The organism is Hominibacterium faecale (assembly GCF_020734085.1).
GTDB classification, from domain to species: Bacteria; Bacillota; Clostridia; order Peptostreptococcales; family Anaerovoracaceae; genus Hominibacterium; species Hominibacterium faecale.
Genome location: NZ_JAJAGH010000009.1, coordinates 58,423 through 73,194, shown reverse-complemented (window position 1 = coordinate 73,194; position 14,772 = coordinate 58,423). Strand labels below are relative to the sequence as shown.

General features: G+C 49.1%; 14 protein-coding genes and 1 riboswitch. All 14 genes read left to right on the top strand.

Annotated features, from left to right (window positions below; translation table 11 throughout):
- Positions 1-13 precede the first annotated feature (13 nt).
- Positions 14-1,480 (top strand): sodium/proline symporter PutP, encoded by a 1,467-nt coding sequence (putP, locus tag LG211_RS13365; protein ID WP_336246072.1) that lies wholly within the window; start codon positions 14-16, stop codon positions 1,478-1,480.
- Positions 1,481-1,504: 24 nt separating this feature from the next.
- Complete coding sequence (locus LG211_RS13360; RefSeq protein ID WP_148397538.1) at positions 1,505-2,593, top strand: putative NPN-dependent ornithine cyclodeaminase; 1,089 nt, start codon at positions 1,505-1,507, stop codon at positions 2,591-2,593.
- Positions 2,594-2,618: 25 nt separating this feature from the next.
- Positions 2,619-3,806, top strand: coding sequence for a pyridoxal phosphate-dependent aminotransferase (locus tag LG211_RS13355; protein ID WP_269477734.1), 1,188 nt, complete (start codon positions 2,619-2,621; stop codon positions 3,804-3,806).
- Positions 3,807-4,367: 561 nt separating this feature from the next.
- Positions 4,368-4,754 carry a 4Fe-4S binding protein gene (locus LG211_RS13350; protein ID WP_269477733.1) on the top strand — a complete coding sequence of 129 codons (387 nt, stop codon included), beginning with the start codon at positions 4,368-4,370 and terminating at the stop codon, positions 4,752-4,754.
- Positions 4,755-4,768: 14 nt separating this feature from the next.
- Positions 4,769-6,550, top strand: a complete 1,782-nt coding sequence (locus tag LG211_RS13345) for an aldehyde ferredoxin oxidoreductase family protein (RefSeq protein WP_148397535.1) — start codon at positions 4,769-4,771, stop codon at positions 6,548-6,550.
- A gap of 103 nt (positions 6,551-6,653) precedes the next feature.
- Positions 6,654-6,893 carry a MoaD/ThiS family protein gene (locus LG211_RS13340; RefSeq protein ID WP_148397534.1) on the top strand — a complete coding sequence of 80 codons (240 nt, stop codon included), beginning with the start codon at positions 6,654-6,656 and terminating at the stop codon, positions 6,891-6,893.
- A 41-nt stretch (positions 6,894-6,934) separates the two neighbouring features.
- Entirely contained in the window at positions 6,935-7,978 is a 1,044-nt protein-coding gene (locus tag LG211_RS13335; protein ID WP_148397533.1) for a C40 family peptidase, read from the top strand.
- Between the two features lie 15 nt (positions 7,979-7,993).
- Entirely contained in the window at positions 7,994-9,319 is a 1,326-nt protein-coding gene (locus LG211_RS13330) for an NlpC/P60 family protein (RefSeq protein WP_269477732.1), read from the top strand.
- The gene (locus LG211_RS13325) at positions 9,316-10,005 is read left to right on the top strand and encodes a HesA/MoeB/ThiF family protein (RefSeq protein ID WP_253020996.1); all 690 of its coding nucleotides are present in this window, start codon (positions 9,316-9,318) and stop codon (positions 10,003-10,005) included. The genes LG211_RS13330 and LG211_RS13325 overlap by 4 nt, the downstream gene beginning before the upstream one ends.
- Before the next feature lie 151 nt (positions 10,006-10,156).
- Positions 10,157-10,286, top strand: a riboswitch (molybdenum cofactor riboswitch).
- 91 nt (positions 10,287-10,377) lie between these two features.
- Positions 10,378-11,259 carry an ABC transporter substrate-binding protein gene (locus tag LG211_RS13320; RefSeq protein ID WP_148397532.1) on the top strand — a complete coding sequence of 294 codons (882 nt, stop codon included), beginning with the start codon at positions 10,378-10,380 and terminating at the stop codon, positions 11,257-11,259.
- Between the two features lie 78 nt (positions 11,260-11,337).
- Positions 11,338-12,033 (top strand): ABC transporter permease, encoded by a 696-nt coding sequence (locus LG211_RS13315; protein ID WP_269477731.1) that lies wholly within the window; start codon positions 11,338-11,340, stop codon positions 12,031-12,033.
- A 10-nt stretch (positions 12,034-12,043) separates the two neighbouring features.
- A complete protein-coding gene (locus LG211_RS13310) occupies positions 12,044-12,748 on the top strand; it encodes an ABC transporter ATP-binding protein (RefSeq protein ID WP_269477730.1) in 705 nt (234 codons plus the stop codon).
- A gap of 12 nt (positions 12,749-12,760) precedes the next feature.
- A complete protein-coding gene (gene mobB, locus LG211_RS13305) occupies positions 12,761-13,405 on the top strand; it encodes a molybdopterin-guanine dinucleotide biosynthesis protein B (RefSeq protein ID WP_148397529.1) in 645 nt (214 codons plus the stop codon).
- Positions 13,402-14,772 carry an aldehyde dehydrogenase gene (locus LG211_RS13300; protein WP_269477729.1) on the top strand — a complete coding sequence of 457 codons (1,371 nt, stop codon included), beginning with the start codon at positions 13,402-13,404 and terminating at the stop codon, positions 14,770-14,772. Before mobB ends, LG211_RS13300 begins: the two co-directional genes overlap by 4 nt.

Below are 14,772 nucleotides of genomic sequence, written 5' to 3'. Positions count from 1 at the left end.
TATTTTGAGTACAGTGATTATCGCCGCCATTTTCATCCTTTACCTGGGCGTAATGGTGGCAATCGGAATAAAACATTACAGCAAGACAGACAGCTTATCAGAGTATATTTTGGGCGGGCGTAAACTAGGCAGCTGGGTAACGGCCATGTCCGCCCAGGCATCGGATATGAGCGGATGGCTATTGATCGGCCTTCCGGGAACCGCCTATGTGATTTACACGGGGACCTCGGAAGCCATCTGGACCGCCATCGGCCTGTTCATCGGTACATATCTTAACTGGCTCTTTGTAGCCAAACGGCTGAGAAAATACACACAGGTGGCGGGAAACGCCATTACTATACCCGACTTTTTTGAAAACCGGTTCCGGGATCATAAGCATATCCTGCGGATCGTTTCCGGCGTGTTCATCGTTATCTTCTTTCTGGTCTACACGTCCTCCCAGTTCGCGGCCGGCGGCAAGCTGTTCAACACCATTTTTGGAATGGACTATACCATCGGCTTGATCGTATGCGCGGCGATCATCTTAGCATATACGGCTTTGGGCGGGTTTACCGCTGTGTGCTGGACCGACACCATTCAGGGAACCATCATGTTCTTCGCGCTGATTATTGTACCCATCATCGCCGTAATCTCCATGGGCGGGATCGACGACGTATCCTTGCGTCTGGCCCAGCTGACACCCGAATCGCTGGGATTTTTCCCGCAGATCGACGGACGAATCAACGGATTGCTTTTAGCCTCTGCCCTGGGCTGGGGATTGGGTTACTTCGGACAGCCCCACATCTTAGTACGGTTTATGGCCATCGAAAGCCCGGATATGATTCACAAATCCAGGGTGATCGCCATGATCTGGGTTGGAATTACGCTGGCTGCAGCCATTATCATCGGCATCGTAGGCAAAGCCTTCATGCCCGGTCTGGAGGACGGAGAAACGATCTATATGTCCATGATCAATACTATGTTTAACCCGGTCATCGCAGGCATTTTATTAATTGCGATTCTGGCTGCGATCATGAGTACGGCCAGCTCTCAGCTGCTGGTATCAGCATCATCGGTTTCGCGGGATCTCTATGCCACCATCTTTAAAAAAGATACGGAAGGCCCTTCCATTGTTTGGGCCAGCAGACTGACGGTAGTCATCATTTCTGTAATCGCCATCATCATTGCCATCGATCCGGACAGTTCCGTCTTCGGTTTGGTTTCCTGTGCGTGGGGAGGGTTCGGCTCGGCTTTCGGACCGCTGATTCTCTTTGCCCTTTTCTGGAGAAGAATGACCTTGCCGGGCGCCATCGCCGGTATGATTACAGGCGGAGTGGTGGATCTTTTGTGGTACAACCTGGAAGGCGGCATCTTTGATATTTATGAAATCATTCCTGGATTTATCGCCTCCGCGGCGGTGATCGTGATCGTCAGCCTCTGCAGCAAATTGTCGCCTGAGATCGCAGAAGAGTTTGACTCGGTAAAAACAACCAAATTTTAGTACAGCAAGGGAGAGTTGATTGAAATGGCTTTTAAATTACGAGCATATAAAGAGCCGAATTTTTCGCTGAGAAAATTCAGCGATGCGCCGGATGCGGTGCTGCGCCTTGCCCCAAAGGACATGACAGCGCCTCAGAATTTTCACGCCACCTCTATTTTTCCAGAATATTTTAAGATCGATGGAAAATGGAGGCTTGCAGAAGAATCCCGGATGGACTGTGTGGCAGTTTACGAAGAAGGAAAGATTCATGTAAGGGAGTTCCGCAACATAAAACAGGGAGACCGGATCGTTGTAGGCAGAACCGAGGAATGCGAGGAAGGTATCTACGTGCACGTCGACTGCTTTGAGCAGGAAGAAAATAAGGATACACCTTTCTCCTTTCGCCAGAGCCGCAGCCGTGAGACTGCCTTCTCCTATGACTATGAACAGTTGATTGAACTTTTGAAGCATGAAAGAAAGCATGGCTATGTAGTTTGGGTGCTGGGACCTGCCTGCGCCTTTGACTATGAGGCCAGAGAAGCCTTTTCCAAGCTGGTTGCGGAAGGTTATGTGGATGCGCTGTTGGCTGGAAACGCCTTGGCTACCCACGATCTGGAGGCAGGACTTTTGGGAACCGCCCTCGGGCAGGATATCCGAACCCAGCGGCCCCACTTCAATGGACATTATAACCATATTGATACCATTAACAAGGTGAATCTCCATGGCTCCATACCAGCCTTTCTTGAGAAAGAAAAAATAAAAGACGGCATCATATACAGCTGTGTTAAGCACGATGTTCCGTTTATCCTCAACGGTTCGCTGCGGGACGACGGGCCACTGCCGGAAGTATATGAACATACATATGTGGGGCAGGACGCGGTAAGAATCCACATCAGCAAAGCGACTACAGTGATCGGTATGGCGACGGTGCTGCATACCATTGCCGCCGGAAACATGACTCCCAATTACCGGGTAATGTCCGACGGAACCATTCGCCAAATTTATTTTTATACCATAGATACCTCGGAATTTGCTGTCAATAAACTGGCGGACCGAGGCAGCCTGGCAGCCAAAGGGATCGTGACCAATGTGCAGGATTTTGTCTGCAATCTGGCAAAAGGCCTGAAGCTGTAAGCATGTAAACAGAGGAGATGAAGAAATGATTTCAGAGAAAATGAAACCGCTGATGGAGAATAATTCCGCCATTCGCACCATGTTCGAGGAAGGGGATAAAATGCGGGCCAAGTACGGCCGCGATCAGGTTTACGATTTCAGCCTGGGAAACCCCGATGCTCCCACGCCGCCGGAAGTCAATCAGGCCATCTGCGATATTGTTAAGGAAGAACCAGACCTGATCCTCCATGGCTATATGAGCAATGCGGGATTTGAAGATGTGCGGGAAACCATTGCCCAGCACATCAATAAGACCCAGGGCACCAACTTTTCCATGAAGAATATTTTAATGACAGTAGGCGCGGCCAGCGGACTCAACGTGGCCCTGAAAACCATTTTAAATCCAGGGGAAGAAGTGGTAATCTTTACCCCGTATTTCCTGGAATACAACTGGTATGTGAACAACTTCGACGGTGCTGTGGTTCAAGCTAAAACTGAGCCGACAACCTTCCAGCCGGACCTGGCTGCTTTCGAATCGTGTATCAGCGATCGCACCAGGGTGGTGCTGATCAATTCGCCCCACAACCCAACCGGCGTCGTCTACTCGGAGGAAACCATCAAGGGAATCGCTTCCATTTTGGAGAAAAAACAAAAGGAGCTCAACCGGACCATCTTTATCATTGCCGATGAGCCATATCGGGAGCTGGCCTATGATGGAATCAATGTGCCCTATGTGACCAAGTATTACGATAACACCATTGTGGCGTACTCTTACAGCAAATCATTGTCCCTGCCGGGAGAACGGATCGGTTATCTGGTTATCCCCGATGAGCTTGAGGAGAGCGAGCTGGTGTTCGATACCGCGTCCAATGCCAATCGAATCATCGGCTGCGTCAATGCTCCTTCCCTGCAGCAAAAGGTAATCGGCCGCTGTGTGGATGCCAAGGTGGATCTCAGCTATTATGATAAAAACAGAAAAGCGCTCTACGAAGGATTGAAGGAATGCGGATTTGAATGTATCCTGCCCCAGGGCGCGTTTTATCTCTTTGTAAAATCTCCGGTGGAAGATGAAGCGGAATTCTGCCAGGCAGCGAAAAAGTATAATATCCTGATGGTGCCGGGCAGCGCCTTTGCCGGCCCGGGATATGTGCGGCTGGCTTACTGCGTTTCTTATGAGACGATTGTAAATTCCATGCCCGGGTTTAAAAAACTGGCGGCGGAATACGGATTATAAAGATCTGTTCTTTTTGAGGGGGTAGGTGCGTGAAAACTGATTTGTTTCAAGCGGCTCTTTATGCAGCTGTGCCATGACTGGGATTACACTAAACTTCTAACATTTAGAAGTTTAGTGTAGAATTTCAACATTTCCAAGGGTTGAATGGTGTCAAAATCCTTGAAAATTTATATATCCCCAAATACCAGGCCCTCAAGCCCTGCCACGTGAAATTTGAAAAAAACATGAGCTGCTGCATAAAAAGTGATTTCCTTTATGCAGCAGCCCGATATAGCACAACAAATGAGCTGGGTCAACACAGCAAACTTGTATAAAAAAGGAAGGCCCGAGTAATTGACAACTGAAGAGAAAATAGGTTATAATCAGACATAGAAACGACAAATTTAATAACTCCGATTTTCGCATGACACTCTGTGCCGGCGAAAACGTTAGGGTAGTAAAAGCGATTTTGCTGCCTGCCATTGTGCAAAGGAGAGTCTTAAAAACCGCGGACAGCGGCAAGACATGCTTTGCATTTTTTGTTTGCGGAATTTATGCTAAATGTTGAAAGGAAGAGAAAAAATGAAGCGACTGAAGTTTAAGAAAGAGACGTGTATCGGTTGCCAGCTTTGTGCTCAGGTCTGCTCAGCGATGAAGGAAGGGGAATACATTCCTTCCAAGGCGAGAATTTTTATCGAGACCTGTTATGACAACGGCAATCTTAAATATCACGATAACTACTGCATCTTATGCGGGATGTGCGCAAAGGCATGTCCGGTAGACGCGATAAAAATCGGCGAATACATAGAGGTGGATATGGATCAGTGCATTGGCTGCGGAGCCTGCGCTGAAAAATGTCCGAAGAAAGTCGTGCGTATCAGAGACGAGAAGGCGTACATCTGCGATACCTGCAAGGGCGACCCGATGTGTGTAAAGACTTGTCCGCAGAACGCGCTGACATTTGAGTAGGGAGGAGGACAATCATGACAGAGAATAAAACAATGCTTGGATATCAAAACAAAGTACTGCGTATTGACCTGACGAAAAAGGGCGTGTCCTTCGAACCGCTGCGCATGGACTTTGCAAGAAAATACGTGGGATCAAAAGGACTGGCCATTCGATATATGTATGAAGAACTGGCGCCTGGAATCGATCCTCTTGGACCTGAAAATAAATTATTTTTGACAACCGGTCCCCTGACCGGAACTCCGGTTCCCTGCTCGGGAAAACTGTCAGTAGCGGCAAAATCACCGGCCACAGGAACTATGAACGACTGTTCCATCGGCGGCCATGTGGGCATCCGTCTTAAATTTGCCGGATACGATATGGTTATCTTTGAAGGAAAACTGGATAAGCCGGGATATGTGCTCATTGACGACGGAAAAATTCGTTTTATGGATGCATCTGATCTGTGGGGACTGGGATCCCATGAAGCAGAAAGCATTCTTTCCAAAAAATATGGAACCGAGTACAGCATCATGTCCATCGGACCTGCCGGCGAAAATCTGAACATCATGTCCTGCATCAATTCCGACTACTACAGACAGGCTGGAAGAGGCGGAATCGGCGCCGTAATGGGATCCAAAAATATGAAAGCGATCGTCATCCGGGGAACCGGCGGCGTAAAAGTAAACGATATTGAAAACACGACGAAGCGAATCGTTGAGCTTCTTCGTGAAAACGTAGTAACCGAGGACAACGATTTTATCTATCACGATGGTACGACTGCGTTCCTGGAGGCCTGCAACGACGGCGGAATCCTTCCATGGAAGAATTTCTCCGATGCAACGGACGAAAAATGGACCGAATACAATGGCGATGTGCTGAAAAAGTACAGAGTCGGTAAGCGGGGCTGCGGAAGCTGCGGCCTGGGCTGCGGAAACTTCCTCAAGATCGGCGATGCCATCTGCGAGGGACCTGAATATGAATCCATTTCCGTTGCCGGCCCCAACGCAGGAATCCGCGACCCGGAAAAGATCGTAAAATTCAATGAAGTGGCTGACAATATGGGACTGGATACCATCAGTGCCGGAGATACGATCATCTGGGCTATGGAAATGACGGAAAAGGGCATCCACGACTTTGGCATCAAGTTCGGAGAAGCCGATAAAATGATTCACTACTTGGAACTGATTGCGAAAAATGAAGGCGTGGGCAAGGATCTGGCCCTGGGCACAAAGCGCGCATCCGAGAAATTCGGCGGCACAGAATTCGCAATGCAGGTTAAGGGACTGGAATATCCTCAGTATGAACCACGCGGTTCCTGGGCTATGTCCGTATCCTACGCAGTATCCGACAGAGGCGCCTGCCACATGCGTTCTTATGCTCCCAATTTGGAAGTATTCGAAGCAGCTGCACCGCCGTATACGGGCGAGAATAAAGGACAGCTGGTCTATGATCTGGCAGAGTTCAACGCCATTAAATTCTCCCTCTGTATCTGCGACTTCTGGGGATCGATTACATACGAAATCATGGCAGAGCTGCTGACCATGGTTACCGGAACCGAATGGACGGTGGAAGACATGTCTAAGATCGGACGCCGCGTCATCAACATCGGCCGGGCATTCAATCAGAGAGAAGGATTTGACCGCAAGAACGATACCGTGCCCAAGCGTGTTGTAACCGAGGCTCTGCAGAACGGTCCTGCAAAGGGACAGGTGATTCCGCAGGAAGTCTTTGATGATATGCTGAGCCAGTATTATGAGGTTATGGGATGGGATGAAAACGGCATGATGCCGGAAGAACTGATCGCTTCCTTGCTCTAATACAAAAAACTTCAAAAATTGGCTTTTTGCCATAGCAAAAATGATGTATAATAAAAGAGTGTTTGGATAATATCCTATACACTCTTTTTTGCAAGGAGGAACTATGGAAATCACAATCACACTCAGAGGCACGCTCCGCAAGTACTTTGGCCAGGATAAAGAGCGGAAGGTGGAGGTGCCCGATAACTGCACCTGCGACGAAGCATTGCAGGCAGTAGGTATCAATTACAAAGAGATCCCCAGTTTTGGGTTCGTGGCAGTCAATGGCATGCGCGTCATGATCTATGACCGGCTGTCGCCAGGGGATGAGCTGAAGGCATACTCGAGGATTTCGGGAGGCTGATCGGCGGGTCCGTTGTTACTGAACACACAAGGAAGGGTACTATGTTTGAAAAACACCTGGGTAAAATGAAACACAAAATGGAGGTCGCGGTCATCGGGCTGGCGATCGTAGTAATCGTGTTAGGTGTGTGTGCGTTCTTGCAGTTCACCAAGCCTTTCGCAATATCGGAAGACGGGGTGAAAGTGGAAGAGCCTTGGGTGGTGAAAGTAGGCGATAACGAAGCCTTCGTCGTCGCCAGCGAAAAAGAAGGAAAAGCTGTTATCGAGGGGATAAAAAGCAGCTATGTAACGGAGAACACGAAAAAGGAAGCTACAACCTTGTCTCCGGAAGTAACCGTAGTGGCAAAAGAATTGAAAAGAGGCGATGAATCGCCCACTGTCGTGGAAGCGGATGATGCGGTGACACAAGTGGTCGCGGCAAACAAAACCGCTGAGCCGATGATAACGGTGACCACAACAGAAGAGGTGGCAAAGACAGAAGCCATCGACTATAAGACAGAATATAAGGAAAACAGCAAGCTCTACCTTGGCGAAGAAAAGGTAGCGACAAAGGGCAAAAAAGGTAAAAAGACCATTGTCAGCCAGGTGACTAAGCAGAACGGCCAGATTGTATCTGAAGAAGTGATCGCTACGACTGTGGACCAAAAGCCGGTTGCCAAAGTTATCGAAAAAGGAACCAAAACCATGACGGCTGACAAGGCCTCTCAGGTTGTCTCTAGAGGCGGAGCAGCTATGGGAAGGGGCTCTGGTAAAGAAGTGGTTAATTATGCTCTGCAGTTTGTGGGCAATCCGTATGTATACGGCGGAACCAGTTTGACCAACGGAACCGACTGTTCCGGTTTCACTATGAGCGTGTACGCCAAATTCGGCGTTTCACTTCCTCATTCATCCAGTGCGCAACGATCCTGCGGCAAGGAAGTACCTTACAGCGAAGCAAAACCAGGCGATATTATCTGCTATGCGGGACATGTAGCCATCTATATCGGAAATGGCAAGATCGTTCATGCCAGTACGCCGAGCACCGGAATTAAGGTCAGCAGCGCAACTTATAAAAACATCATTACTGTAAGAAGAATTATCGAGTAACAAAGGCAGGGGATTATGAGAGCAGCAATTTCAAAAAATAGAGGAAAGATGCTGAAGATTGCAGCAGCAGGTTTGAGTCTAGTGCTTCTAATTCTTGCAGTCTGTATCTATCTTCAGATGACAAAACCTTACGCTATTACGGATAATGGGGCCAGAATACAGGAACCATGGGCAGTAAAAATAGGCGATCAGGAAACGTTCATTGTTGCCAGTCAAAAAGAAGGACAGGCGGTCATCGACGGCATCAAACAAAAATACAGCACCGCCAATACCAAGGAAGGAGAGACTAGCCTTTCTCCGGAGATAACCGTGGAGAAAAAGGCGCTGAAACGCAGCGACGAGAAAGTGAACGTTGTGGAGGCGCAGGACGCGGTTGAGCAAATCTATACGGCGGCTGCGTCTGGTAATCCGATGGTAGCGGTAACGACGGTGGATCAAGTTTCGCGAACAGAAACGATTGCATATCAGACGGAATACCGAATCGATGATAACCTGGATAAAGGGCAGAAGAAAATTGTAGCCCAAGGACAGGAAGGCGGCAAGCTGATTACCAGCCAGGTGGTCCGGGTCAATGGCAGTACACTGTCAGAAAAGGTGATATCGGAAAAAGTAACGCGCCAGCCTGTAGCAATGGTAGTCGCCAAAGGCAATGATTCCGTAAAAGAAGACGGAACCTTGACAGCGGCAAAAGAAAAGGAAACGGCTAAGGCCCCAGATACGGAGCAGCCTAAGCCTGCGGAAGAACCAACGACAGAACCGCAGCAGCAGCCTGAACAGAAAGCGCCCCAGCCGGCAACAGCGGCTGCGGCAAAAGAGCCAAGCAAAGCCACTCAGCCTGCGACTGAAGCGATAAAGCCGTCTGTGGACAATACCAAACCGTCCAAGCAGACAACGGAAAAACCGACCGCGAATACGGAAAAAGAGACGAGCACAGCAAAACCCGAGAAGGAGCCAACCACTCCTCCGGATAAGGAAACCAAACCCCCGGTTACGACCAATAAAGGACAGGCAGTCGTGGATTATGCCTTGCAGTTTGTCGGCAACCCGTATGTGTACGGTGGTTCCAGCCTGACAAACGGCACCGATTGTTCCGGTTTTACCATGAGTGTGTATGCCAAATTCGGCATCAAGCTTCCCCATTCCTCCAGCGCTCAGCGCTCCTGCGGAAGAGGGGTATCCTACAGCGAGGCAAAACCAGGTGATATTATCTGTTATGACGGCCACGTAGCGCTTTATATGGGAGGCGGTCAGATCGTCCACGCCAGCAATCCTACGGACGGGATTAAAATCAGCAAGGCGACTTATAAACCAATTCTAGCCGTAAGAAGGATCATTGAATGATGACTGCTGATAGATACGAGAGAAATATCGGTACAATTTCACTGGCAGAAAACGAGAAACTGCGAAACTCTTGGGTTTTGGTAGCTGGCTGCGGCGGCTTGGGAGGCCATGTAATCGAGGGTCTGGCCAGACTGGGAGTGGGTCAAATTACAGCCGTGGACGGAGACGTTTTTTCAGCCAGCAATTTGAACAGGCAGCTTCTCTCTACAGAAAGGACACTTGGACGCTACAAAGCCCTGGAAGCTCAGGAGAGGATTAAAATGGTCAACTCAGAGGTGCAGATCCATCCTTTGTGTCATTATATTGACGAGAACAATGTGGACGGCATTATAACGGATCGTTATGATGCCGTTGTCGATGCTTTGGATAATATAAAGGCCAGACGTCTTTTGGAACAAGGATGCCGGGAGCAAAAGCTCCCGTTGGTTCACGGTGCCATCGCCGGCTGGCATGGGCAGGCCGCGGTGATCATGCCGGGGGACGACCTCTTTGATAAAATCTACCCTGCTGGTTCTAATAAAGGTGCCGAGCAGGAAACTGGAAACCCAAGCTTCACGCCTGCAATGGTAGCAGCGGTCCAAGTGGCGGAGACCGTAAAGGTGCTCCTTGGAAAACCACAGATTTTGCGCAATCGTCTGCTGACCATCGATCTGCTCAATCAGGAATATGAAGTGATTCGATTCTGATCTGAATGTGGAAGATGTTTGAATCTAAGGGGAATTATGATAGTTTTATGGTAATTTGTCTTGACAGACGGGTTGATTTCATGCGAAAATACCAATGGCTGCTGAGATGACGCAGCGGGCCGGATCATTGCCCAAAATGATCCTTACAACTGAATAGAAAATGTTCCGAGTCAATACAGCCTAACCGTCCGCAGCAAAAGGCGCATGGCACTTGACCGTTCAGGGTCCTAGAGGAAACTCTCCGGCCTCCCAGTGTGGAAAGGAATACGATGTATGTCAAAATACAGAATATAACCTTTCATTTCAATGCAATGAAAGGTTTTTTGTTCTGTTTTTTGGGTAAATTATTTTTGTTACTGAGGAGGAGAAAAAATGAGAAGTAAGAAGAGAGTGTTTGCATGCGTGCTGGCGCTGATGATGGTATTTTCCACAGCAGCTATGCTGAGTGCATGCGGCAGCGGAGACGACAAAGAAGCGGCCAAGGAACCGGCCAATCCCAAGCTGATTTTGGCAACCACCACCAGCACCAAGGACAGCGGACTTTTAGATTCGATTCTGCCTGAATTCGAGAAGGAAAGCGGCTACAAAGTTGACGTTGTATCCGTAGGATCCGGCGAAGCCATGGCAATGGGCGAAAAGGGCGAAGCAGACGTACTGCTCGTACACTCACCTGCTGCTGAAAAGGAATATGTGGAAGGCGGCCATGCGGACAAAGACGGAAGACTGGACGTTATGTACAATGACTTTGTTGTACTGGGACCAAAGGATGATCCGGCGGCTATCGAAAAGAACGCAAAAGAAGACGCAATTAAGGCTTTCACAACCATTAAGGACCAGAAAAAAAAGTTCGTATCCAGGGCAGATGACTCCGGTACCCACAAGAAAGAACTTTCTATTTGGGAAAAGGCAAAGATTGAACCGAAAGGCGACTGGTATATCGAAGCTGCGGCTGGAATGGGCGATGTAATCACCATGACCGATGAAATGGTGGGCTACACCCTTTCCGATCGAGCAACCTGGCTCAACGTGGGCAAAAATACCCAGCTGAAGATCGTCAGCGAAAAAGACCCAAGCGGCGTGCTCAACAACCAGTACGGCGTTATCTGTGTAAATCCTGAAAAGAATGAAAACATCAACGCTGAGGGTGCGAAAGCATTCCAGAACTGGATCGTTTCAGAAGCAACACAGAAGCTGATCGGTGAATACGGAGTGGAAGAATATGGACAGGCTCTGTTCGTTCCCAACGCAAAATAACGGATTTGATAAGCAAAGGACGGGAGACAATCCTGTCCTTTTTTGATATAATAGGACTGATTTGAGAAAGGATCATTTATGGATGCAATTGGACATGGAATTATCGAAGCCTTTAAACTGATCTTTGCCGGCGACGGGGAAATTTTTGAAATCGTAGGGCTATCTCTCTACGTTTCTTGCTTTTCTGTGGTGTTTTCCACTTGCGCTGGCATACCTCTGGGTATTCTCCTGGGAACGCACCAATTCAGAGGCAAAGGCGTCGTAGTCAGATTAATTTACACCTTTATGAGCCTGCCCCCTGTCATCGCGGGATTGACGGTATTTCTGATTCTGATGCGGAGAGGACCGCTGGGAAGTTTGCAGCTGAATTATACGGTGACGGCGATGATTATCGCTCAAATCTGCCTTGTGACGCCCATCATCATCGGCCTGACTTACAATTTGGTAAAGGAAAAGGCGCCTGTAGTAAACCGCCTGGGTATGACCCTGGGAGCGGAACGGCTGGACCGGATGAAACTGCTCATTTACGAGATGCGCGTGGGCATTACCACAGCTGTCGTTACCGGATTTGGCAGGGCCATCTCCGAAGTGGGAGCCGTTATGATTGTCGGCGGCAATATCAAAGGACAGACCCGGGTTATGACCACCTATATTTCAGAATTGAAAGGCATGGGATACTATGACCGCGCCATAGCCGTGGGCATTATCCTGCTGACCCTTTCATTTTTGGTAAACGCTGTATTGTATAATTTTCAGGAACGGGAAAGCAGATAGGAGGTGCGGCTTGGAACTGAGATTTGAAGAGCTGACACGGGCATATGAAGGAAAAAAAGTGCTGGATCTGAAAGCAGGAGCCATTGTCAGCGGCAGCAGGACCGGGGTCATCGGGCCTAACGGAGCCGGAAAGAGCACGCTGCTCAACCTGATCGGAGGACTGGACCGGGCTGACGGGGGCCGGATCTATTACGATGGAAAAAACCAGATTCCAAAGAATGAAATTACTCAGGTCTTCCAGACCCCTTATTTGATTACGACCACCGTAGAAAAAAATATTGCCTACCCGCTGAAGCTGCGGGGATGGGGTGAAGATGAAATTGAGGAAAGAGTCGCCCAGCTCTGCCAGGAGCTGGATTTAACCGGCATGAGAAAGAAAAAGGCTTGGAAGCTGTCGGGGGGAGAAACCCAAAAAGTTGCTTTAGCCAGAGCGCTGTCCTTTCACCCCAGACTGCTGCTGCTGGATGAGCCAACAGCAAATATCGACCCTTCCACCACGGCAGAAATCGAAAAGATGCTGATAAAAATCAACGAGGAAGAGAAAACTACCGTTGTATTGGTCACCCACAACCTGGCTCAGGCCAAAAGGACCTGCGACCGATGTTTGTTCCTCAAAAGCGGGCAGCTGATCGAAACGGGCAGGGCTGATCAGATACTGGCAAATCCCAAGGAGGAATTGACCAGAAAATTTATAGCAGGAGAACTGCTGATTTAAGGAGCGATAGCGATGCGAGTCATTATGGTAAAAGGGTTTTCAAAAACAGGGAAAACGACCACGGTTACGCAGATCATTAAAGAACTGCGCAGGCGGGGATACAGCGTGGGAACGGTAAAGGATATTCACTATGAGAAGTTTGCCATGGATCATCCGGGGACGGATACCTATAAGCACACCCAGGCAGGGGCCCAGCGGGTAACTGCGCTGGGAGAGAAGGAGACGGACATCCTGCTGTCGCGCAGGATGGACATTGACGCTGTCCTGAAATATTATAAAGAGGATTTTATCATCCTGGAGGGCGACAGCGGCGCAGACTGCCCGGCCATTTTGACCGGAGCGACCGAGGAGGATCTGGCAAAACGCATGACCGATCAAGTGATCGCTGTATCGGGGATCATTTCCGGAAAACTGGACCATTACGGCCGGCTTCCGGTGATTAATTGTTTAGAGGAGGTAGAGAAAATGGCTGATTTAATCGAGAAAGCTACTGAAGAACAAAAACAGGAGGCAGATGTAATTCTGACTATCGACGGAGTAGAAATTCCTATGGTGCCATTTGTTAAGAATACGCTGAAAAACGTGGTTATTGGTGCGGTGAAAGCGTTGGATGGCTATGAAGAAGGAAAAGAGATTGCAATCCGGGTGAAAGGATGAGAGATATAAAAGAAATTTTGGACTGCCAGAAGGCATATTTTAAAACAGGAGCCACCAGGAGCATCGCTGCCCGCGAATCAGCACTGGAGTCACTCAAGAATAAGATTCGCAGTATGGAATACGAGATCTTGGAAGCACTGAAACAGGACCTGGGGAAGAGCGCTCCCGAAGGCTACATGAGCGAAGTGGGAATGGTTCTAGAGGAAATCTCATACATGCAAAAGCACTTGAAAGGGCTGGCAAAGGAAAAACGGGTAAAAACTCCGCTGGTACAGTTTCACTCGAAAAGCTATGTCAAGCCCTGCCCTTATGGAACCGTTCTGATCATGAGCCCCTGGAATTATCCTTTCCTCTTGACCATGGCGCCCCTTGTGGATGCCCTGGCAGCGGGAAATACGGCCATTTTAAAGCCCGGTAACGCATCTGCCCATACCAGCAGAATCATGGCCAGGCTGGTGGAAAAGACCTTTTCGCCCCAATTGGTTACAGTGGTGGAAGGCGGCCGGGAAGCTAACAGCCTGCTGTTGGAGCAAAAATTCGACTACATATTTTTCACCGGCGGCAAAACGGTGGGAAGGCTGGTTATGGAAAAGGCGGCCAGGCATTTGACGCCTGTTTCGCTGGAGCTGGGAGGAAAGAGCCCTTGTGTGGTGGACGAGACGGCAAACCTGCCGCTGGCTGCCAAGCGGATCGTCTTTGGCAAGTTTCTCAATTTGGGTCAGACCTGTGTGGCGCCGGATTATCTTCTGGTGCAGCGAAACGTGAAAGATGAGCTCCTGGCCCATATAGAAAAAGCTATCCGCATCCAATTCGGCACCGTGCCCCTCGCCAATTCGGATTATGGCAATATCATCAATGAAAAACATTTTCAGCGGCTGATCGGATTGATCCAGGGACAGACGGCCCGGATCGGCGGCAAATACGATGATTGCCGGAGGATGGAGCCCACTGTGCTGACGGATGTGACCATGGAAAGTCCGGTCATGCAGGAAGAAATTTTCGGACCGGTGCTGCCGGTTTTAGAATTCGACGATATCGAAGAGGCCATAAAGATGATCGAAAAGCATCCGACCCCACTGGCGCTCTATGTATTTACACAGAACAAGTCGGTTAAAGAAAAACTGACTGAGGAAATTGCCTTTGGGGGCGGATGCATCAATGATACGATTATTCACTTAGCTTCCACCAGCATGGGCTTTGGCGGCGTGGGAGAAAGCGGTATGGGCGCCTATCACGGAAAGACCGGATTCGACACCTTTACCCATTACAAAAGCCTGGTGGACAAAAAGACCTGGATCGATCTCCCGTTCCGCTATGCGCCTTATACCCGGTGGAAAACAAAGATCGTCCGTGCGTTTATCAAATAA